The organism is Halomonas sp. YLGW01, assembly GCF_014840935.1.
In the GTDB taxonomy this organism is placed as follows: Bacteria; Pseudomonadota; Gammaproteobacteria; order Pseudomonadales; family Halomonadaceae; genus Onishia.
The window spans coordinates 1,078,810-1,099,547 of record NZ_CP062005.1 but is presented as its reverse complement, the minus strand read 5'-3'; the positions used below and the strand labels follow the sequence as shown (position 1 = coordinate 1,099,547).

General features: G+C 66.8%; 20 protein-coding genes, 1 other RNA gene and 1 pseudogene. 4 read left to right on the top strand and 18 right to left on the bottom strand.

What is annotated here, in order from left to right:
• The 11 genes and pseudogenes from murG to rsmI all read right to left on the bottom strand — a co-directional run bounded on the left by murG (position 1) and on the right by rsmI (position 12,122).
• Positions 1-1,056 carry an undecaprenyldiphospho-muramoylpentapeptide beta-N-acetylglucosaminyltransferase gene (gene murG, locus IEJ03_RS05140; RefSeq protein ID WP_192037191.1) on the bottom strand — a complete coding sequence of 352 codons (1,056 nt, stop codon included), beginning with the start codon at positions 1,054-1,056 and terminating at the stop codon, positions 1-3.
• 29 nt (positions 1,057-1,085) lie between these two features.
• Positions 1,086-2,309 carry a putative lipid II flippase FtsW gene (ftsW, locus tag IEJ03_RS05135; protein WP_192036606.1) on the bottom strand — a complete coding sequence of 408 codons (1,224 nt, stop codon included), beginning with the start codon at positions 2,307-2,309 and terminating at the stop codon, positions 1,086-1,088.
• Positions 2,306-3,688 carry a UDP-N-acetylmuramoyl-L-alanine--D-glutamate ligase gene (gene murD / locus IEJ03_RS05130; RefSeq protein WP_192036605.1) on the bottom strand — a complete coding sequence of 461 codons (1,383 nt, stop codon included), beginning with the start codon at positions 3,686-3,688 and terminating at the stop codon, positions 2,306-2,308. Before murD ends, ftsW begins: the two co-directional genes overlap by 4 nt.
• The gene (gene mraY, locus IEJ03_RS05125; protein ID WP_192036604.1) at positions 3,688-4,770 is read right to left on the bottom strand and encodes a phospho-N-acetylmuramoyl-pentapeptide-transferase; all 1,083 of its coding nucleotides are present in this window, start codon (positions 4,768-4,770) and stop codon (positions 3,688-3,690) included. The genes murD and mraY overlap by 1 nt, the downstream gene beginning before the upstream one ends.
• Before the next feature lie 9 nt (positions 4,771-4,779).
• The gene (gene murF / locus IEJ03_RS05120; RefSeq protein ID WP_192036603.1) at positions 4,780-6,150 is read right to left on the bottom strand and encodes a UDP-N-acetylmuramoyl-tripeptide--D-alanyl-D-alanine ligase; all 1,371 of its coding nucleotides are present in this window, start codon (positions 6,148-6,150) and stop codon (positions 4,780-4,782) included.
• A complete protein-coding gene (locus tag IEJ03_RS05115) occupies positions 6,147-7,676 on the bottom strand; it encodes a UDP-N-acetylmuramoyl-L-alanyl-D-glutamate--2,6-diaminopimelate ligase (protein WP_192036602.1) in 1,530 nt (509 codons plus the stop codon). Before IEJ03_RS05115 ends, murF begins: the two co-directional genes overlap by 4 nt.
• Before the next feature lie 15 nt (positions 7,677-7,691).
• Positions 7,692-9,202: pseudogene (locus tag IEJ03_RS05110) on the bottom strand (penicillin-binding transpeptidase domain-containing protein).
• A gap of 215 nt (positions 9,203-9,417) precedes the next feature.
• Complete coding sequence (gene ftsL / locus IEJ03_RS05105; RefSeq protein WP_192036601.1) at positions 9,418-9,735, bottom strand: cell division protein FtsL; 318 nt, start codon at positions 9,733-9,735, stop codon at positions 9,418-9,420.
• Positions 9,736-9,814: 79 nt separating this feature from the next.
• The gene (gene rsmH / locus IEJ03_RS05100) at positions 9,815-10,771 is read right to left on the bottom strand and encodes a 16S rRNA (cytosine(1402)-N(4))-methyltransferase RsmH (protein ID WP_192036600.1); all 957 of its coding nucleotides are present in this window, start codon (positions 10,769-10,771) and stop codon (positions 9,815-9,817) included.
• A gap of 63 nt (positions 10,772-10,834) precedes the next feature.
• An RNA gene (gene rnpB, locus IEJ03_RS05095) (RNase P RNA component class A) lies at positions 10,835-11,197 on the bottom strand.
• A 67-nt stretch (positions 11,198-11,264) separates the two neighbouring features.
• Positions 11,265-12,122 carry a 16S rRNA (cytidine(1402)-2'-O)-methyltransferase gene (gene rsmI / locus IEJ03_RS05090; protein WP_192036599.1) on the bottom strand — a complete coding sequence of 286 codons (858 nt, stop codon included), beginning with the start codon at positions 12,120-12,122 and terminating at the stop codon, positions 11,265-11,267.
• Between the two features lie 36 nt (positions 12,123-12,158).
• Here rsmI and IEJ03_RS05085 point away from each other — a divergent pair, with 36 nt between their 5' ends.
• The 4 genes from IEJ03_RS05085 to IEJ03_RS05070 are packed head-to-tail and all read left to right on the top strand — an operon-like array spanning position 12,159 to position 15,525.
• Positions 12,159-13,961, top strand: a complete 1,803-nt coding sequence (locus IEJ03_RS05085; protein WP_192036598.1) for a penicillin-binding protein activator — start codon at positions 12,159-12,161, stop codon at positions 13,959-13,961.
• The gene (locus tag IEJ03_RS05080; protein ID WP_192036597.1) at positions 13,958-14,326 is read left to right on the top strand and encodes a YraN family protein; all 369 of its coding nucleotides are present in this window, start codon (positions 13,958-13,960) and stop codon (positions 14,324-14,326) included. Before IEJ03_RS05085 ends, IEJ03_RS05080 begins: the two co-directional genes overlap by 4 nt.
• 24 nt (positions 14,327-14,350) lie before the next feature.
• Positions 14,351-14,944 (top strand): phosphoheptose isomerase, encoded by a 594-nt coding sequence (locus tag IEJ03_RS05075; protein WP_092524643.1) that lies wholly within the window; start codon positions 14,351-14,353, stop codon positions 14,942-14,944.
• Between the two features lie 5 nt (positions 14,945-14,949).
• On the top strand, positions 14,950-15,525 hold the full coding sequence (locus tag IEJ03_RS05070) for a BON domain-containing protein (RefSeq protein ID WP_192036596.1): 576 nt from the start codon (positions 14,950-14,952) through the stop codon (positions 15,523-15,525).
• 132 nt (positions 15,526-15,657) lie between these two features.
• On the opposite strand, the gene IEJ03_RS05065 is transcribed toward IEJ03_RS05070, so the two are convergent.
• From IEJ03_RS05065 to rplM, 7 genes are all read right to left on the bottom strand, one after another.
• On the bottom strand, positions 15,658-16,161 hold the full coding sequence (locus IEJ03_RS05065) for a ClpXP protease specificity-enhancing factor (protein ID WP_192036595.1): 504 nt from the start codon (positions 16,159-16,161) through the stop codon (positions 15,658-15,660).
• 51 nt (positions 16,162-16,212) lie between these two features.
• Entirely contained in the window at positions 16,213-16,839 is a 627-nt protein-coding gene (gene sspA / locus IEJ03_RS05060; protein ID WP_192036594.1) for a stringent starvation protein SspA, read from the bottom strand.
• A 145-nt stretch (positions 16,840-16,984) separates the two neighbouring features.
• Entirely contained in the window at positions 16,985-17,755 is a 771-nt protein-coding gene (locus tag IEJ03_RS05055; RefSeq protein ID WP_192036593.1) for a cytochrome c1, read from the bottom strand.
• On the bottom strand, positions 17,755-19,014 hold the full coding sequence (locus tag IEJ03_RS05050; protein ID WP_192036592.1) for a cytochrome bc complex cytochrome b subunit: 1,260 nt from the start codon (positions 19,012-19,014) through the stop codon (positions 17,755-17,757). Before IEJ03_RS05050 ends, IEJ03_RS05055 begins: the two co-directional genes overlap by 1 nt.
• Positions 19,014-19,610 carry a ubiquinol-cytochrome c reductase iron-sulfur subunit gene (petA, locus tag IEJ03_RS05045; RefSeq protein WP_192036591.1) on the bottom strand — a complete coding sequence of 199 codons (597 nt, stop codon included), beginning with the start codon at positions 19,608-19,610 and terminating at the stop codon, positions 19,014-19,016. Before petA ends, IEJ03_RS05050 begins: the two co-directional genes overlap by 1 nt.
• 217 nt (positions 19,611-19,827) lie before the next feature.
• The gene (gene rpsI / locus IEJ03_RS05040; protein WP_092524657.1) at positions 19,828-20,217 is read right to left on the bottom strand and encodes a 30S ribosomal protein S9; all 390 of its coding nucleotides are present in this window, start codon (positions 20,215-20,217) and stop codon (positions 19,828-19,830) included.
• A gap of 13 nt (positions 20,218-20,230) precedes the next feature.
• Positions 20,231-20,659: a 50S ribosomal protein L13 gene (gene rplM, locus IEJ03_RS05035; RefSeq protein WP_192036590.1), complete on the bottom strand. Its 429-nt coding sequence runs from the start codon at positions 20,657-20,659 to the stop codon at positions 20,231-20,233.
• Between the last annotated feature and the right edge of the window lie 79 nt (positions 20,660-20,738).

The following is a 20,738-nucleotide window of genomic DNA, read 5'->3' as shown; positions in this document are numbered from 1 at the left end:
CTATCGTTCACTGTCTATCTCCATGCAGCCGGCCACCAGGCGATCGACGGCGTCCAGCCGGGCATTCGCCCGGGCGCGGCTCGCCATGGTGGCCAGGGTATCGGGGACCAAGAGCGTCTCGAGCCGCGCGGCAAGCGCGGCCGGCGTGATCTCGGCCTGAGGCATCAGTTCGCCGGCTCCCGCGTCCAGCAGCACGCACGCGTTGGCGGTCTGGTGATCGTCCACCGCATGCGGGAAGGGCACCAGCAGCGCGGGCTTGGCCGCCGCCGCCAGCTCGGCCACGGTCAGGGCACCGGCGCGGCAGACCACCAGGTCGGCCCAGTCGTAGGCCGCGGCCATGTCATCGATGAAGGCGCTGACCTCGGCGGTCACCGCCTGCGCCGCATAGTCCTCGCGGGTCACCGCGTCCTTGTCGCGCCCGGCCTGATGGCGCACCTCGGGCCGGCGCTCCGGCGCGAGCCGGGCCAACGCCGCGGGCAACTGCTCGTTGAGGGCCTTGGCGCCGAGCGACCCTCCCACCACCAGCAGGCGCAGCGGCCGGCTGCGCAGCGTGGCTTCGTCACGAGGCGTCTCTCCCAAAGCGGCAATATCGGCGCGCACCGGGTTACCGATCACCTCACCGCGACCCGGGAAGGCCCCGGGGAAGGCGGCATAGACCCGCCGCGCGAGGTAGGACAGTGCCCTATTGGTCATGCCGGCCACGGCGTTCTGTTCGTGGATCAGCAGCGGGCAACGGGTCAGCCAGGCGGCCAGCCCCCCGGGGCCACTGGCGAAGCCGCCCATGCCCACCACCAGGTCGGGCTTGAAGCGGGCGATCACGCCGCGGGCCTGCCAGATGGCCCGACTCAACCGCCAGGGCGCCGACAGCCAGCCGGCCGGGCCATTGCCGCGCAGGCCGGCCACGTCGATGCGATGCAGCGGGATGCCGGCCTCGGGCACCAGGCGATTCTCGATGCCCCGCGGACTGCCGAGCCACTCGACGTGCACGCCACGGGCCTGGAGGCCACGAGCCAGCGACAGCGCCGGGATCACGTGCCCCCCGGTGCCGCCGGCCATGATCAGCACCCGCTCCAGTCTTGTCTCGTTCACGCTCGCTCTCCTTGCGATCGGGTCGGTGTCTTGCTGCGCGTGGCCTTGATAGAAGACGCCCTGGGTGCCGTCGGGCGCGACCGGCGCAGGACCTCGCGAGTCTCGATATCGACCCGCAGCAGCAGTGCCACCATCACCGCACTGACCACCAGGCTGGAGCCGCCGTAGCTCAACAGCGGCAGGGTCAGCCCCTTGGTCGGCAGCATGCCGGTGCTCACCGCCACGTTGATGAAGGCCTGGGCCCCGATGATCAGGGCGATACCGTAGCTGAAATAGGCGGAGAACGGCAATTTAGCCAGCTCCGCGCGCCGTCCCACGGCCAGCGCCCGGGTTACCAGCAAGGCAAAGAGCCCGATCACCGCCATGGCTCCCACCAACCCAAGTTCCTCGGCGATCACCGCAAACACGAAATCGGTATGGGCCTCGGGTAGGTAGAAGAGCTTCTGCACACTGTTGCCGAGCCCCAGCCCGAACCAGTGGCCGCGACCATAGGCGATCAAGGCCTGGGTCAGCTGGTAGCCGCTGGCGAACTGATCCGCCCAGGGGTCGGAGAAGCTGGTCAAGCGCGCCATGCGATAGGGCTCGGCGATCGCCAGCAGGGCGCCGAGCGCGACCAGCAGCGCCAACAGCAGCAGGAAGCGCCAGATCGGCGCCCCGGCCATCAGCAGCATCCCCATCACGCAACCGGTCATCACCACCACCGAGCCGTAGTCGGGCTCGAGGATCAGCAGCACGGCGAGTACGCCGGTGACCAGCAGCGGCCGCAGGAAGGCGCCCCAGGTCCTGCGCACCGCCGGCAGGTAGCGTTCGAGGTAGCTCGCCATGTAGGCGATCAGAAACAGCTTGGCGATCTCGGAGGGCTGGAGGTTGATGGGCACACCGGGGATCGCCAGCCAGCGGGTGCTGCCGTTGACCTCGCGCCCCGCCACCAGCACCAGCCCCAGCAGGCCGATGGCGATTCCCAGCAGCAGCAGGCCGTTGACGCGCCACCAGCCCATCGGCACCCACAGCACCGCATAGCCGATCACGATCGCCACGATCACGAAGATCCCATGGCGAATACTGAAATAGAAGGGGTTGCCGGTGAGGCCCGACGCGACCTCGGTAGAAGCCGAGGTAACCATCACCCAGCCCACCAGCATCAGGGTCAGGGCCGACAGCAGCAGCCAGCCATCGAAGGGCTGGTGCTCGGTGGAGAAGCGCTGGCGCAGTCGCTTCATGCGCCCTCCCCCAGGGTGCGCTGGACCCAGTCGCGAAAGGCGTCGCCACGGGCCATGTAATGGGGGAACTGATCGAGGCTCGCGCAGGCCGGCGACAGCAGCACCGCATCCCCGGGCCGGGCGATGTCATGTGCCCGCGCAAGGGCCGATGTCAGGTCGGCGACGCGGGTCACCGTCACCTGCCGCTCCAGGGTCGCGGCCAGCCGGTCGGCATCGGCGCCGAACACCACCACCTCCCGGGCATACCGCTCAAGCGGCGCCGCCAGGGGCGAAAAATCGGCGCCCTTGCCCACCCCGCCGGCCAGCAGCACCAAGCGGCCGTCCAGGGTCGGGCCCAGGCCCTCGACGGCGGCCAGGGTGGCCCCGACATTGGTGCCCTTGGAATCGTTGATCCAGGCGATGTCGTTGACCCGCGCCACCAGTTCGCCCCGGTGGGGAAGCCCCGGGAAGCGTTCGAGGACCGCCCGCATGGCGGCAAGTGGCAACTTGAGGCGCTGGCCCATGGCCAGCGCCGCCAGGGCATTGGCCTGATTGTGGCGACCGGGCAGACGCACCGCAGCGGCGGGCATCAGCGGCATATCACCGTGCATCAACCAGGGCACCTCGCCCTGCCCAGCGTCGTGCAGGGCGATGCCCCAGTCGCCGGCGGCCGGCCCCCCCGTGGTGAAGCGATCCATCGCCGGCAGCGACGTCTCGGGCCAGGTCATGGGATCCTCGGCGTTGACGACCCCATGAGCCGCGCCACGGAAGATGGCCAGCTTGGCCGCGCGATAGCCCGCCAGGTCGCCGTGGCGATCCAGGTGATCCTCGCAGAGGTTGAGAAAGGCCGCCGTCTCGGCGCCGAGCCAGGGCGTGGTCTCGAGCTGGAAACTGGATAGCTCCAGCACATAGAGCTCGGCATCGGGAACCTCGGCCAGCAGGTCCAGCGCCGGCGTGCCCAGGTTGCCGCCCACGGCGACACGCACGCCGGCCTCGCGGGCCATCTCGCCGAGCAGGGTGGTCACGGTGGACTTGGCATTGGCGCCGGTGATGGCGGCGATCGGGGCGCGGGCCGCACGTTTGAAGAGCGCGATCTCGCCGACCAGCCTCGGCCGGCCCGCCTCGTCGACAGCGTCTAGCGACGGCAGCCCGGGCGTCTTCGGATCGACGCCCGGGCTCAGCACCACTTCCCTGGCCGCCGACATGTCGAGTCCGCTCAATGGCCCACAGTGAACGGTCACGCCCGGGTGCGAGGCGCGAACAGCCTCGAGCCCAGGCGGCGCCTCACGGGTATCGGCGAGCATGAAGGGCGTACCCTGTCGCGCCAGATGTCGGGCGATGGCGCAACCGGAGACGCCGAGCCCCACTACCAGGGTCACCCCTGTCGGGACGGCCACCATCAGCGCACCTTCAGGGTCGCGAGGCCGAGCAGCACCAGCACCACGGTGATGATCCAGAAACGCACGATCACTCGCGGCTCGGGCCAGCCCTTGAGCTCGAAGTGGTGGTGCAGCGGGGCCATGCGGAAGATGCGCCGCCCGGTCAGCTTGTAGGACCCGACCTGCAGGATCACCGACACGGTCTCCATGACGAAGACCCCGCCCATGATGAACAGCACGATCTCCTGGCGCACGATCACCGCCACCACGCCGAGGGCGGCGCCCAGCGCCAGGGCACCCACATCACCCATGAAGACCTGGGCCGGGTAGGTGTTGAACCACAGGAAGCCGAGGCCCGCCCCGGCAATGGTGCCGCAGAACACCGCGAGCTCACCGGCGCCGGGAATCAGCGGGATATGCAGGTAATTGGCGAAGACGCTGTTGCCGCTGGCGTAGGCGAACACGGACAGGCCCATGGCCACCAGCACGGTGGGCATGATCGCCAGGCCGTCCAGACCATCGGTGAGATTGACGGCATTGGAGCTGCCGACGATCACCAGATAGGTCAGCACCACGAAGAAGAGCCCCAGCGGCACCACCACGTCCTTGAACAGCGGCACGATCAGGCTGGTCTCGACCGGACTCGCCGCGGTCAGGTAGAGCAGAATGGCGGCGGCCAGGCCGATCACCGACTGCCAGAAGTACTTCCAGCGCGCCGGCAGGCCACGGGGATTCTTCTCGACCACCTTGCGGAAGTCATCGACCCAGCCGATGGCGCCAAAGCCCAGGGTGACGCCGAGCACGATCCAGACATAGTGGTTGGTCAGGTCCCCCCACAGCAGGGTGCTGACGGCCATCGCCATCAGGATCATCGCCCCGCCCATGGTGGGCGTACCGGCCTTGGAGAGATGCGACTGGGGACCGTCGTCGCGCACCGCCTGGCCGATCTGACGTTCGACCAGGCGGCGAATCATCATCGGCCCCAACCACAGGCACAGTAGCAGGGCGGTCAGGGTCCCCAGGATCATGCGCAGGGTCAGGTAGCCGAAGACGTTGAAGGCGTTGTTGTACTGCGCCAGTAGCTCAGCGAGAAAAAGCAGCATGGGTCGCGTTCACCTTGATGCATCCAGGCGCAGCTCGGCGATCAGGCGTTCCATGCCGGCGCTGCGCGAGCCCTTGACCAGCACGCTGGCCTCGGGCGGAAGATGGTTGTGGGCATGGCGCGCCAGCGCCTGCCAGTCATTGAAATGACACCCGCCTTCACCGAAGGCCTGGCTCGCCGCTGCTGCCGGCGCACCCAGGGTGCCGAGGACATCGATCCCCCTTTCCCGCGCATGGCGCCCGATCTCGGCATGCAGCCGCTCGGACGCCGCTCCCAGTTCACCCATGGCCCCCAGCAGACACCAGCGGGGGCCCGGTAGCTCGGCCAGCAGATCTATCGCCGCCTTCACCGCACCGGGGTTGGCATTATACGTATCGTCGAGCAAACGTGAATCGCGGATTCCCGGCACCACCGTCAGGCGCCCGGCCATCGGCACCGCGGAGGCCAGCCCCGCCATCAGCGCGGCCTCGTCGAGCCTCATGGCCAGCGCCGCCGCCGCAGCGGCCAGGGCGTTGGCCACGTTGTGACGGCCCAGCAGACCAAGCTGCACGCGGCCAAGCGCACGGCCATCGACATGCAGCGTGAAGGCATAGCGGCCCAGGGCATCGCAGGCCAGGTCGACCGCCCGCACCCGGGCTGCCGTCTCGATACCGAAGTCCAGCACCTCGCGGGGCGCGGCGAGGCGGCGCCACAGCGCAAAGAAGGTGTCGTCGCGATTGAGCACCGCCACCCCGCCGGGACCGAGTCCCGAGAGGATCTCGGCCTTGGCCTGGGCGATGCGGCCCATGCCGCCGAACTCGCCGACATGGGCCCCCGTGACATTGGTGATCACCGCCACCTGCGGCGCCGCCAGCAACGTCGTCCAGGCGATCTCCCCGAGATGATTGGCGCCGAGCTCGAGCACCGCGTGGCGGTGCTCGGGGGCGAGGCCCAGCAGGGTCAGAGGGGCGCCGATGTCGTTGTTGAGGTTGCCGCGGGTCGCGAGCCCCTCGCCGCCCGTCGCCAGCAGGCCGGCGAGCAGTTCCTTGACCGTGGTCTTGCCGCTGTTTCCGGTGACGGCCACCAGCGGCCCGCCCCAGGCCTGGCGTCGGGCCTTCGCCAGCACGCCCAGTGCCAGGCGAGTATCGGACACCACGAGCTGGGGCAGCGGGTCCTCGACCGGCCGCGAGACCACCGCGGCCAGCGCCCCGGCCTCCCGAGCCTTCGCCAGGTAGTCATGGGCGTCGAAGCGCTCGCCGACCAGCGCCACCAGCACCTGGCCAGGCACCAGGGCGCGGGTATCGGTGGTGATGCCCGTGACCGGTGAAGACGCCTCGAGCGGACAGGGCGCACCCAACAACTCGGCCAGCTCGCCGAGGGTATCAAGGCCCACGCCGCTCATGATCGCGACTCCTTGTCCACCTCGAGAGACCCCGCCTCGAGGGCTCGCTCGACCTCCTCGACATCGGAGAAGGCGTGCCGCACGCCATCGATCTCCTGATAGGTCTCGTGGCCCTTGCCGGCGATCAACACCACGTCATCCGGGCCGGCGGCCGCGAGGCAGGCGCGAATCGCTTCGCGGCGGCCCTCGATGCACCAGGCGAGCTCTCGTTCGCCCGGCTCGAGTCCTGCAAGTATCTCCTCGCGAATCGCCGCCGCATTCTCGCCGCGGGGATTGTCGTCGGTGATCACCAGATGGTCGGCACGGGCAGCGGCCGCCTGCGCCATCAGCGGCCGCTTGCCGCGATCCCGCTCACCGCCACAGCCGAACAGGCACCACAGCTGGCCCGATTTCCCCAGGTGCGCACGCAGCGCCTCCAGGGCATTGTCCAGGGCATCCGGGGTGTGGGCGTAATCGACCACCACCGCCGGCCGGCCGGGCTGGGAGAGTGGCTGCATGCGCCCCGGCACCGGCGCCAGCTGCCCCGCCGCCACGCTGAGATCCTCGAGGGATTCACCGAGACCATAGAGCGTCGCCATGGCCAGTAGCACGTTATCGAGGTTGAAGCGCCCCATCAGCGTCAGCGCCAGGGCAAACTCGCCGTCGGGACTCGCGATGAGGGCGCGCTGGCCATCGGGACGTGGCTCCCAATCGAGCACCCGGAAGGTGGTGGCCTCGCCCTCGCCGGTGGCCAGCACCCGCACGCCCTTGGGCAGACCAGCCAGCATCAGCCGCGCCAGCGGATCGTCACCGTTGACCACGGCGAGCCCGAGCTCGGGACGCTGGAAGAGCTTCGCCTTGGCGGCGGCATAGCCCGCCATGCCGCCGTGGTAGTCCAGGTGATCGCGGGTCAGGTTGGTGAACACCGCCGCCCGCACCCGGCACCCCTCGAGTCGCTGCTGATCGAGGGCATGGGATGAGACCTCCATGGCCACCCGATCGAGCCCCTGGGCGGCCATCTCCCCGAGCCTCGCCTGAAGCGCAAGCGCCCCCGGGGTGGTCAAGCCGCTATCCGTGAGCGCTCCCGGGCGACCGCTACCCAGGGTGCCGATCAGCCCGCAGGGGCGGCCGATGGCCTCGCTCAGGGCGGCGAGGTAGTGCGTCACCGAACTCTTGCCGTTGGTGCCGGTGACGCCGATCAGCTCTTGATCCTCCGGCACCTGGTACAGTGCACTCCCCAGCTCACCCACGCAGTGGCGCAGGCCATTCAGCATCAGCACCCGCGGGTCATCGGCTTCATCAAGGGCAGGCGTCTCGGCATCGCGGTGGCTGAGCACCAGGGCGGCACCGGCGTCCAGCGCCTGGGCGATATAGGCGCGCCCATCGACGCGGACGCCGGGCAGGGCGATGAAGACATCCCCCGGCTGCACCCGGCGACTGTCGAGGACCAGCCGCCGAGCGCCCTCGGGCTGAGCGGGCAGCGCATCGGTGGCGCCGGGCCATAGCGCCTCGAGGCTGGCGAGGAGTCGCGAATTGTCGACCTGCATGCGTTTCTCCTGGAATCAAGGGGAGGCGGCGTTCGAGAGATTCGCCTGATCGGGCGGCACGTCGAGCAGGCGCAGGGCGTTGCCGACGACCGAGGAAAACACCGGCGCCGCCACCAGGCCGCCATAGTAGTCTTCCCCACGGGGGTGGTCGATCATCACTACCGTGACGATGCGCGGATCGGAGACCGGAGCGATGCCGACGAAGAGCCCCCGATAGGCGTCTTCCTGGTAGCCACCGCCGGAGGCCTTGCGCACGGTACCGGTCTTGCCGGCCACCCGGTAGCCGGGCACGCCCGCCCGGCGAGCGCCGGTATGGGGCTGTACCACCTGCTCCATCATCCCCAGCAGCTCATCGGCCACCCGAGGCTCGATGGCCTGGATGCCCTCGGGCGGCGCATCGCGCTTGAGCAGCGAGGGGGGCAGGCGGCGGCCATGGTTGGCGATGGCGGTGTAAGCGCTGGCCAACTGCAGGGCCGAGACCGACAGGCCATAGCCGTAGGCCAGGCTGGCCCGCTGGCTGTCGGCCCAGTGGGCCGGTGCGGGCAGGCTACCCGCCGCCTCCCCGGGAAGCCGGTGCCCGGCCCCTGACCGAGCCCCAGGCGCTGATAGGTGTCGACCACCGCGGTCTCGGGCAGGTCAAGGGCCAGGCGGCTCATGCCGATGTTCGAGGACTTCTGAAGAATACCCCCCAGCGTCAGCTCGCCGTAGTTGCGAAAATCGCGGATGGTAAAACGGTTGTCCAGCCGCATCCAGCCCGGCGAGGTGTCGATGACCGTGTCGGGAGCATAGCGGTCGGTCGTGAGGGCCGCCGACATGGCCAGGGGCTTCATCACTGAGCCCGGCTCGAAGACATCGACGATCGCCTGATTGCGCAGACTGCGGGGGTCGAGGCCAGCGCGATTGTTGGGGTTGTAGGACGGCTGATTGGCCATCGCCAGCACCTCGCCGGTGCGGGCATCCATCATCACCAGGGTGCCGCCGTCGGCGTCACGCTCCTGAACGGCCACCTTGAGCTCCCGGTAGGCCATGTACTGCAGGCGTTGATCCACTGCCAGCACCAGGTCGCCACCGGGATCCGCCTCCTTGAGCAGGTGCAGGTCACGCACCAGGCGTCCTCGACGGTCCTTGAGCACCCGGCGCTTGCCCGGGGTGCCAGACAGATAGCCATTGTAGGCGAGCTCCAGGCCTTCCTGGCCCCGGTCGTCGACGTTGGTCACGCCCAGCAGCTGGGCCGCGGCCTCGCCCGAGGGATAGTAGCGGCGGTATTCGAGCTGGCGATAGATGCCCGGCAGGCTGAGGTCAAGGATCTCCTGCGCCGCATCCGGGGTCATCTGGCGGCGCAGGTACATGAACTCCCGCTTGGCATAGCGGGCGATGCGCTCATTGAGGTCGTCGAGCTCGATCCCCAGCGCCTTGGCCAGCACCAGCCGCTGAATATCGTCCGGCGGCAGTTCCTGGGGATTGGCCCACAGGCTCACCACCGGGGTGGAGATCGCCAGGGGCTCGCCGTGGCGGTCGGTGATCATGCCCCGGTGGGCACTGATCGACTCCACCCGCAGGGTACGGGCATCGCCCTGCCCCTGCAGGAAGGAACGATCGATGACATGCAGGTAGACGATGCGCGCCCCGAGCAGGCAAAGCGCCAGCAGGATCAGCCCGAGCATCAGCCGATACCGCCAGGCCCCGAGGGGGGCACTGGGCGGCGGGCGACGGGGGGTGGCCGCACGACGCGGGGAGGCATTCATGGTCCGATCACCTCCAGGTGCTCGATATCGGGCAGGCGCATGTCCAGGCGATCGCTGGCCAGCCGCTCGATGCGCGCCGGGCTCGACCAGGCGCTCTCCTCTAGCAGCAGCTGCCCCCACTCGGTCTGCAGCTGGCTCTGCTCGCGCTCGAGCTGTTGCAGGCGAGCGTACTGCACCCGGGTCAGATGGCTGGTGGTGGTGACCGCAACGGCACTGGCCAGCGCCGCCATCACCAGTACCACCACCAACAGCAGACGCAACCCCGGGCGTGGGCTCGCCTCCAGGCCTGGCATCCAGACTCGTCCCTGGCTCATGTGGCTCCTTAAGCGGCTACGACTTGGCGGCTAAAGCATCGAGAATAGGGGATTCTCGGCCTGCACGTTTCAGCCAGCGCTATTTCAACTTGCGCGCCACCCGCATCACGGCACTGCGAGCACGAGGATTCGCCTCGACCTCGGCGTCACTGGCCCGCCGTGCCTTGCCGACGGCCTCCAGGCGGCGATTGAGCTGATCATCGCGGATCGGCATGCCGCGGGGCAAGTGAGTGTCGCCCCGCACATGCTCGCGAATGAAGCGCTTGACGCGCCGATCCTCGAGGGAGTGGAAGCTGATGACCACCAGATGCCCACCCGGCGCCAGGGCCTCGAGCGCGGCCTCGAGAGCCGCATCGAGCTGGTCGAGTTCGCCGTTGACATGAATGCGCAGGGCCTGAAAGGCGCGGGTGGCCGGATGCTTGCCCTTCTCCCAGGCGGGGTGCGCTGTCTTGATTACCTCGGCGAGATCTCCGGTCCGGGTAAAGGGCCGTTCCTGGCGCCGCTCGACGATGGCTCGCGCCAGGCGCTTGGCGAAGCGTTCTTCGCCGTAGGTCTTGAAGACCCAAGCGATGTCCTCGACACGGGCCCTCGCCAGCCAGTCGGCGGCACTCTCGCCGTGCTCGGGGTCCATGCGCATGTCCAACGGGCCATCGCGCAGGAAGCTGAAGCCACGCTCGGGATCGTCGAGCTGGGGCGAGGACACGCCCACGTCGAGCAGGATACCGGACAGCCGACCGTGCAGGTCGTGCGCGCTAGCAATCTCGCCGAGCCTTGCAAACTCGCCCCGCTCGATGGCGAACCGTGCATCCTCGATGGTCGCCGCCTCTGCCAGCGCCTCGGGATCCCGATCGATGGCCAGCAGGTGCCCTTCCGGCGCCAGGCGCGACAGGATCAGGCGCGAGTGGCCACCGCGCCCGAAGGTGCCGTCGAGATAGGCCCCCGCGGGGTCGACGACCAGGGCATCGACCGCCCCGTCGAGCAGTACGCTTTCGTGACGGAAGGTAGACGGGGCCGCGGCGTTCTCAGGTGAGGTCATGCAGGTCTCGATACGAACAGGAGACACCAGCGGCCATGGCATGGCCGCCGGTGATGGGGAATGGGAGGGAGTCGGCCGATAAGCCGGGTTCTGTCGTGGACAGTCATTCCTCTAGGGAAGGCGTCGCCGCCTTCCTCAAGCAACCTACCCGAACCCAACGCGGGCCACGCCAATGGGTTCCTATTTGGTCTTGCTCCGAGTGGGGTTTACCGTGCCACGCACTGTTGCCAGGCGCGCGGTGCGCTCTTACCGCACCCTTTCACCCTTACCGGCCTCCCGAGGGAGACGTAGGCGGTCTACTCTCTGCTGCACTGGCCGTCGGCTCACGCCGCCCAGGCGTTACCTGGCACTCTGCCCTATGGAGCCCGGACTTTCCTCCCCCGATGACCGCGAACGGCCCTCGGCGGCGACTGTCTGGCTGACTCCCAGCGGCGAAGAATACCAGCGCAGCCAGCCCCCCTCAAGCGATGACTGCATGGCCGCGCTAAGTCAGTTACGCCTCATCCTTCAGCGCCTGGGCCCGGGCATACCAGGCCTTCTTGGCGCCCCCGAGCAAGCGCGTGGCGATCGCCGCCGCCTGCTTGACGCCCACGCCTTCGGCCAGTAGCGCCTTGAGCAGCGTCTCGGCCTCGACCAGTGCCTCATCGTCATCCGACTTTGGCGAGGCGCCCGCCACCATCACCACGAACTCGCCCCGCGCCTGATCCGGGTCGTCGTCCATGCGGGTCAGCAGCGAAGTGGCATCGCCATCGAGGAAGGTCTCGAAGGTCTTGGTCAGCTCCCGAGCCAGCACCACCCGCCGCTCGCCGAAGGTGGCGACGATATCCTCAAGGGTGTCGCGAATGCGGTGAGGCGACTCGTAGAAGATCAGAGTCTCCTCGCGCTCCGTAAGCGCCGCCAGGCGCCCTCGGCGACCACTGCCCTTGGCCGGCAGGAAGCCCTGGAAGAGGAAGCGGTCGGTGGGCAGTCCCGCCGCCGACAGCGCCGCAACGAAGGCGCAGGCACCGGGAATCGGCACCACCCTGAAACCGTCGGCTCGCAGTTCACGTACCAGCACGAAGCCGGGATCGCAGATCAGCGGCGTCCCCGCATCGCTGATCAGGGCCACATCCTCCCCGGCACTCAGTCGCGACTTGAGCTGGGCGACGCGTCCGCTCTCGTTATGCTCGTGCAGGGAGAGCATGGGCCTATCGAGCCCCAGATGGCGCAGCAGGCGCGCGCTGTGGCGGGTATCCTCGGCCGCGATCACCGCGACATCGGCCAGCACCCGACGGGCTCTCGGGGACAGGTCGTCGAGATTCCCAATCGGCGTGGCGACCACGTACAATGCCCCAATGGCTGATACTGTCATTACGATTCCGAAGCGGGTTATCAAAGGAAGGGATTCATGAACACATCGTCACGCGGCCTGGTGGCCGCGGCGTTGCTGGCACTGCTGGTCGGCGGCTGTGCCGCCCCGACCGGCATGATGCAGCCCACCGAGCGCTCGCCCGAGGCCCTGCTCGCCCAGGCCGAACAACAGGCAGCGGAACCAGCGGCCGACAGCCGTCTCGAGGCGGCCCTTATCCTAGCACGCCGTGGCGAGGCCGCTAAGGCAAAGGAGATTGCCGCCGGGCTCGATGACACCGCCTTGGGTGCCGAGCGCCGCCAGGCCTGGGCCCTGCTGCTGTCCCGCCTGGGCCTCGAGGCCGAAGATCCCGATAGCGTGCTCAAGGCCACCGCGCTGCTGGACGTGGACATGACGCTGGAGCCCGACGCCGCCAACAACCTGCGCTACCGGCGCGGCCTGGCACTGGGCATGCTCGGGGAACCACTGGATGCCGCCAAGGCCATGCTGGCGGCGCAGGCCGCCTCCGGCAGCGAGGTGCCCAACGACGCCATCTGGCAGCAACTCACGCGACTCACGGCACAGGAGCGAATCGCCCTGCGTGACGAGGCCGATGCACTGACTCGCGGCTGGCTGTCACTGCTCGAGCTGCAGCGCCAAAGCGGCGGCGACGTCGACCGGCTGCTCGATCAGATCTCGAACTGGCGCGCCGAACACCACGACCATCCAGCGGCACGCCAGCCCCCCGCCGAGCTGTTGGCCCTGCGCGAGCTGCGCGGCACCCGCATCGATCGCATCGCCATCCTGCTCCCCGAATCGGGCCCGCTGGCGTCCGTGGCCGGACGCATCCGCCAGGGCATCGAGACGCGTCATGCCCAGGCCAGACGCCAGGGCAGCGCCGCGCCGGCGCTGGACTTCATCGATTCAAGCCAGCGCGACCTGAACACCCTCTACGCCGAGGCCACCATGCGCGGCGCCCAGGTCGTGATCGGCCCCCTCTCCAAGCGCAAGGTGAGCGAACTGGAACAACGCCAGCGCCTGCCCCTGCCGACGCTGGCCTTGAACTACGGCACCGCCACGCGCAACAACGCCGAGAACCTCTTCCAGTACGGCCTCTCGGCCGAGGACGAGGCTCGCCAGGTGGCTAGCCGCGCTGCCCGTGACGGACATCGTCGCGCCGCGGCCATGGTCCCCAACAATGCCTGGGGCCGCCGGGTCGGCACGGCCTACCGAGAGACCTTCGAGGATCAGGGCGGGGACATCGGCCACCTGATGCATTACGACCCGAAGGCGCTGGTTAACGACAGCGTCAAGCGCTTGCTCGATCTCAGCGGCCAAGTGGACATGCTGTTCCTGCTCGGCCTGCCCAGCTACGCCCGCCAGGTGCCGCCCACTCTGGACTACCAGAAAGTGCCGGACCTGCCGGTCTACACCACATCACAGGCCTACGAGGGCCGCCCCCAGCCTCGCGTCGACCACGATCTCAACGGCGTGCGCTTCGTCGAGATTCCCTGGCTGATTCCGGACGCGGCCGTGGGTGGCGCCGAGGCCTTGCCCTACTATGAGAGCTACCGCCGCCTGAGCGCGGAGATCGACGACCCGGCGCTGCTCAAGCTCTCGGCGATGGGTGTCGACGCATACGAGCTCGGCCTGCGCCTGCCCCAGTTCCAGGCCATTCACGGCAGCGAACTGTTCGGCGCCACGGGTACCCTGCGCGCGGCCAGCGATGGGCGCATCCAGCGGCAGCTCCCCTGGGCGGAGTTCATCGACGGCCGCCCTCAGCCGCCGCTGCGGGCCGAAGGCGAGCGCGTCCTCGGCTCGACGGCTGCCAGCCGGGAGCGCCAGGGCGATGACCAGCCGTGACGTCCTCTGCCGATGCCCGCGCCCGAGGCGCCGCCATCGAGGCCCTGGCCAATGACTGGCTGGTTGCTCGCGGCCTCACGCCGGTGGCGCGCAACCAGCACGCCAAGGGCGGCGAACTGGACCTCGTCATGCGCGATGGCGAAATCCTGGTGTTCGTCGAGGTCCGTCATCGTCGCGACAGCCGTCACGGTCATCCGCTGGAGACAGTGACGGCCAGCAAGCAGCGCCGTCTAATCAAGGCGGCGCGTTTTTATCTCGCCCGCAACGGGCTATCATGCCCCTGCCGCTTCGATGTGATGGCCGTCACCGGCACCGCGCCAGACCTGGAGTTCCTCTGGGTCAAGAGCGCCTTCGAAGCGTTCTGATCGCCACAGGACCAGGAAGCCAAGATGGATTTCCAATCACGAATTCTCGGACACTTCAACGCAAGCATCGACACCAAGACCTATGCCAGCGAAGTGCTTCCCCCCTTCATCGAAGTCGCCAGCCAGATGATGGTCCAGTGCCTGGTGAGCGAGGGCAAGATCCTGGCCTGCGGCAACGGCGGCAGCGCGGGAGACAGCCAGCACTTCTCCTCAGAACTGCTCAACCGCTTCGAGCGTGAACGCCCGAGCCTGCCGGCGCTGGCCCTGACCACCGACACCTCGACCCTGACCTCCATCGCCAACGACTACAGTTACAACGAGGTCTATTCGAAGCAGATTCGCGCTCTCGGCCAGCCAGGCGACGTACTATTGGCGATTTCCACCAGCGGCAACTCGGCCAACGTGGTCCAGGCCATCCAGGCCGCCCATGACCGGGACATGACGGTGGTCGCCCTGACCGGCCGTGACGGCGGCGACATGGCCTCCCTGCTCGGCCAGGAGGACTGCGAAATTCGCGTGCCCGCCACATCCACGGCCCGCATCCAGGAAGTGCACCTCTTGGTCATCCACTGTCTGTGTGATTTGATCGATGAACAACTCTTCGGTCCAAGCGAGTGATTCCCATGCGAAACGGTATCGTCCCCACCCTACTTCTCGTCGTGTCGCTGACCCTGAGCGGCTGCACCACCATCGCCAACGTGACCAGCGACGGGCCGATCGGGGAAAACTATGGCCAACGCACCCTCGGCACTCAGATCGAGGACGAGAGCATCGAGACCAAGGTCAGCGTCAACCTGGGCAAGATGGATGCCCGTCTGGCCGACGCTCGCGTAAATATCGATAGTTATAACGGGATGGTGCTGCTGACCGGCCAGGTGCCGAGCCAGGAACTCAAGGACAAGGCCAGCAGTATCGCCGAGCAGGTGCGCAACGTCCGCCAGGTGCATAACCAGCTGAGCGTCGCCGCCAACCTGCCGATCGCTCAACGCCTGTCCGATGGCTGGCTGGCCACTCGCATCAAGACTGGACTCACCGCCAACGAGAATATCGACGCCAGCCGTCTCAAGATCGTGGTGGAGAATGGAAGCGTCTACCTGATGGGCCTGGTCACCCGCGCCGAGAGCGACCGCGTGGTCGCGGCCGTTTCCAGCGCCGGCGGCGTGCAGCGCATCGTCAAGGCCTTCGAGTACCTGGACTGACCCGCGCCCGCCGGCTGAGCCTTATCCTGCCGACAACGCAAGACGGCAGGCCGATTGGCCTGCCGTCTTGCGTTTCATCACTGGCACCCTCGAGGAGGGACCCGTCGTCTGAACCTACTTGATGACGCGCAGCTACTTAATGACGCGTAGCGAGGGCCGCCCCTTGGGCGGTGCCTTGGGGGCACCCTCCCCCCCGCCGTCGTCCTTGCCGACCTCTTCCCCGGCATCCTCGACGCTTGCAAGCGACGGCCGCTCGTCGGACGACTCTTCCTCGCCCGACTCTTCCTCGCCCAGGCCTGCCGCTTCGGCACCATGATCCGGCATCACCGGCTCATGCCCGAAGACCATGCCCACACCATTCTCGCGGGCATAGAGGGCAATCAGGGCCTCCGTCGGCACCATCACCCGCATCGGCTTGCCACCGAAACGGGCGCTAAAGCTGATGGCGTCGTTCTCGATGAACAGCTCTTCGACGGCCTGGGGCGCGATGTTCAGCACGATCTGGCCGTTCTGCACGAACTGCTCGGGCACCTCGACGCCGGGTTGCTTGGCATCCACCACGATGTGAGGCGTCTGGTCATTGTCCAGGAGCCACTGATACAGGGCCCTGGCCAGATAGGGGCGACTCGACAGCATCTCGGGTCTCCATTGTCGCTAAGGGTCGGGCCTTGCGGCCCGACCGGGGTATCAGGTGCGCATCTCGCGCTCGGCTTCCGACAGCGAGGCCTTGAAAGACTCCCGCTCGAAGGTCCGCTCCATGTAATTGATCAGCGGCTTGACCTGCTTCTCCGGCAGCTCGATCCCCAGCGCCGGCAGGCGCCACAGCAAGGGCGCCAGACAGCAATCCACCAGCGAGAACTCCTCGCTCATGAAGAACGGCATGTCCTCGAAGATCGGTGAAATGCCGATCAGGCTCTCGCGTAACTCCTTGCGCGCCTTCTCGGCCTCCTTCTTGCTGCCCTGCTGGATCTGGTCGATCAGCGGGCACCATTCCCGCTCGATGCGATGCATCCACAGACGGCTCTGCGCTCGCGCCACCGGATAGACCGGCAACAGCGGCGGATGCGGGAAGCGCTCATCCAGGTACTCCATCATCACCTTGGACTCGTAGAGCACCAGATCGCGGTCCAGCAGCGTCGGCACGCTGTTGTACGGATTCAGGTCCGCCAGCTCCTCGGGATGACTGCCTTCCTTGACGTCCAGGATGTCGACGGCAACCCCTTTCTCTGCCAGCACGATCCGCACGCGATGACTGAAGTGATCATCGCTACCGGAGTAGAAGGTCATCGACGACCGCTTGGCCACAACACCCATGTATCATTCCTCGCAACAGTTCGAGCCTGGATGATAACACGTTGACCGTGTCTCCAGGCGCCGGGACCCGCGTCTCGGGTCATGGAAAATAGACAGGGGCGCATGTCCGTCGGCCATGCGCCCCCAATGCCACCACTGAGTGAAATCAGTGGATATCGCGCCAGTACTCACGCTTGAGCAGGTAGGCAATGACGCCGAAGATGAAGATGAAGAGCAAGACCTTCGGGCCCAGCGCCTGCGCCTGAAGCTTGGACGGCTCGCCGACGTAGGCCAGGAAGTTGGTCAGGTCGTAGATCGCCTGATCGAACTCCGCAGGCTCCAGCTCGCCCGGCTGAGTCACCTGCAACACATCACAGGACTGGTACTTGCCGGTCAGCGGGTCGGGCTCGTGGCCCGGCACCGGCCGGTCGGTCTCGGCACAGACCATCTCCTGCACGCCCTGCAGCGGCTCCAGCACGTTAGGCATCCCCACCAGCGGGAACACCGTGTTATTGACGCCCAGCGGGCGCTCGCCGTCCTTGTAGAAGCTGCGCAGATAGGTGTAGATCCAGTCCGTGCCCCTCAGGCGCGCCTCCAGGGTCAGGTCCGGCGGCGCGGCGCCGAACCAGGAAGCGGCATCCCCCTCCGACATGGCGTTGCGCATCTGATCATTGAAGGCCAGATCCTCGGAGAAGATCAGATTCTCCTCGACCAGCTCCTGGGGAATGCCCAGGTCCTCGGCGGCCCGAGCATAGCGCTGATACTCCAGAGAGTGACAGCCCATGCAATAGTTGGTGAACAACTTCATGCCATTCTGCAGGGACGCCTTGTCGTGCAGGTCGGGCGTCATCTCGTCGAGATGCACGGCCGCTCCGCCCGCGGCGAACCCGGTTACCGGCATCAAGGCAACGAGCAGTGCGAACAGTTGCTTTTTCATTAGCCAGTCACCCTCTCCGGAACGGGTTTGGTGCTCTCCAGCCGCGTGTAGATCGGCATCAGCACGAAGAAGGAGAAATAGACCGCCGTGCAGATCTGAGCCACCACGGTGCGGCCCGGCGTCGACGGCAGCACGCCGAGTACCCCGAGCACCACGAAACTGATCGCGAACAGCGTGAGCATGATCTTCGACAGCCAGCCCTTGTAGCGCATGGAGCGCACCGGACTCTTGTCCAGCCAGGGCAGCACGAAGAGGATGGCGATCGCCCCGCCCATCACCAGTACCCCCAGGAACTTGGAGTCCAGGCCGAACAGCGAGAAGGTAATGGCCCGCAGCATCGCGTAGAACGGCGTGAAATACCACACCGGCGCGATGTGATCGGGCGTCTTCAACGGATCGGAAGGCTCGAAGTTGGGCTTCTCGAGGAAGTAGCCGCCACCTTCCGGGAAATAGAAGATCACCACGCAGAACACGAACAGGAACACCGCCACCCCTACCAGATCCTTGACGGTGTAGTAGGGGTGGAACGGGATGCCGTCCAGCGGCTTGCCGGTCTCGTCCTTCTTGGCCTTGATGTCGATGCCATCCGGGTTGTTGGACCCCACCTCGTGCAGCGCCAGGATATGCAGCACCACCAAGCCCAGGATCACGATCGGCAGGGCCACCACGTGCAGCGCGAAGAAGCGGTTCAGGGTGATGCCGGAGATCAGGAAGTCGCCCCGAATCCACTGGGTCAGATCGGCTCCGATTACCGGAATGGCCGAGAAAAGAGAGATGATCACCTGGGCGCCCCAGTAGGACATCTGACCCCAGGGCAGCAGGTAGCCCATGAAGGCCTCGGCCATCAGCGCCAGGTAGATGGTCATGCCGAAGACCCACACCAGCTCCCGAGGCGCCTTGTAGGAACCATAGAGCAGGGCGCGGAACATATGCAGGTAAACCACAACGAAGAAGGCCGTGGCCCCGGTGGAGTGCATGTAGCGGATCAGCCAGCCGTACTCGACGTCCCGCATGATGTACTCGACCGATGCGAAGGCGCCTTCTGCCGAAGGGTTATAGCTCATGGTCAGCCACACACCGGTCAGGATCTGGTTGACCAGCACCAGCAAGGCCAGTGACCCGAAGAAGTACCAGAAGTTGAAGTTCTTGGGTGCGTAATACTTGGCCAGATGCTCTTCCCACATCTGGGTGGCCGGAAAGCGATCATCGATCCAGCGCATGATGCCACTTTCGGCCTTGGCGCGATTCGGATTACCCATCAGGCTGCCTCCTCGTCTTCGCCGACAACGATGATGTTGTCGTTGTCATAGCGATGCGGTGGCACTTCCAAGTTCAGGGGTGCCGGCACGCCGGTGAAAACCCGCCCGGCCATGTCGAAGCGCGAGCCATGACAGGGGCAGAAATAGCCACCCGGCCAGTCTCCGCCGAGATCGGCGGCGCCAGGTTCGGGCCGAAAGGAGGGGGAGCAACCGAGGTGGGTACAGATGCCGACCAGCACCAGCACCTCCGGCTTGATGGAGCGCAGCACGGGGTCCACATAACCAGGCTGCTGCGGCGCTTCGGACTCGGGGTCTCTTAGGCGAGAAGGATCCAGATTCTTGAGCTTCTCGATCATGGCCTCGTCGCGACGCACCAACCAGACGGGCTTGCCTCGCCACTCGACGGTCATCTGCTGGCCGGGCTCAAGCTTGGAGATATCCGCCTCGACCGGAGCCCCCGCGGCACGCGCCTTGGCGCTGGGCTGCCAGGAGGCAACGAAAGGCACCGCGACTCCGACGGCGCCCGCGGCCCCGACGACGCTGGTGGCAGCCACGAGGAAGCGGCGTCGCCCCTTGTTCACGCCATTGTCTGCCATCTTGTTCTGCTCCCCATCCAGTCACCCGCTGCGCATCCGCACCGGCCGCTGCCGCGACGTCACGGATAAATGAATTCCATGTTAGGAAAAGGTCTGCATGAAGACAAGCGCTGCCCTATCCCTATGCTGCAGCATACCTGACTCAAATCATTGAGCGAGCATAAAAAACGCCCGGCCCCCAATGGGGACCGGGCGTTTTGTCGCACCCTCGAAGCGCTTAACGCTTGGAGAACTGCGGGCTACGGCGTGCTTTGCGCAGGCCGACTTTCTTACGCTCGACTTCGCGGGCGTCACGAGTGACGTAGCCGGCTTCACGCAGCGGCTTGCGGAAGTCTTCGTTGTACTGCATCAGCGCACGGGTGATGCCGTGGCGGATGGCGCCGGCCTGAGCGGAACCACCACCGCCCTTGACGGTCACGTAGACGTCGAACTGGTCCAGAGTCTCGGTCAGCTCGAGCGGCTGACGGACGACCATGCGACCGGTGACACGACCGAAGAACTCGTTGAGCTCACGGCTGTTGACGGTGATCTTGCCGGTGCCCGGCTTGAGGAAGACGCGCGCGGTGGAAGTCTTGCGGCGACCGGTACCGTAATACTGTTGAGTCATGGCAATCTACCCCTTAGATGTTCAGTTCTTGCGGCTGCTGGGCGGCATGCGGATGCTCGGTACCGGCATAGACCTTGAGTTTCGAGTACATGGCGCGACCCAGCGGGCCCTTCGGCAGCATGCCCTTGACGGCAGACTCGATGACGCGCTCGGGGGCGTGACCGATCATCTTCTCGAAGTTCATGGAGCGCAGGCCACCCGGGTAACCGGTGTGACGGTAGTAGTTCTTGGCCTGTGCCTTGTTGCCGGTCACCGTCACCTTCTCGGCGTTGACCACGACGATGTAATCGCCGGTGTCGACGTGCGGGGTATATTCCGGCTTGTGCTTGCCACGCAGGCGGCGAGCGATCTCGGTGGCCAGGCGACCGAGGGTCTTGTCCGTAGCGTCGACGACGAACCAGTCGCGCTCGACGGACTGCGGCTTAGCAGTAAACGTCTTCATGGGTGAATCACCAATTGTCGCATGGGGCAGGCCATAACGTCGGACGACGCCGCCTACCATCCCTATTTTTCTTGGTTGT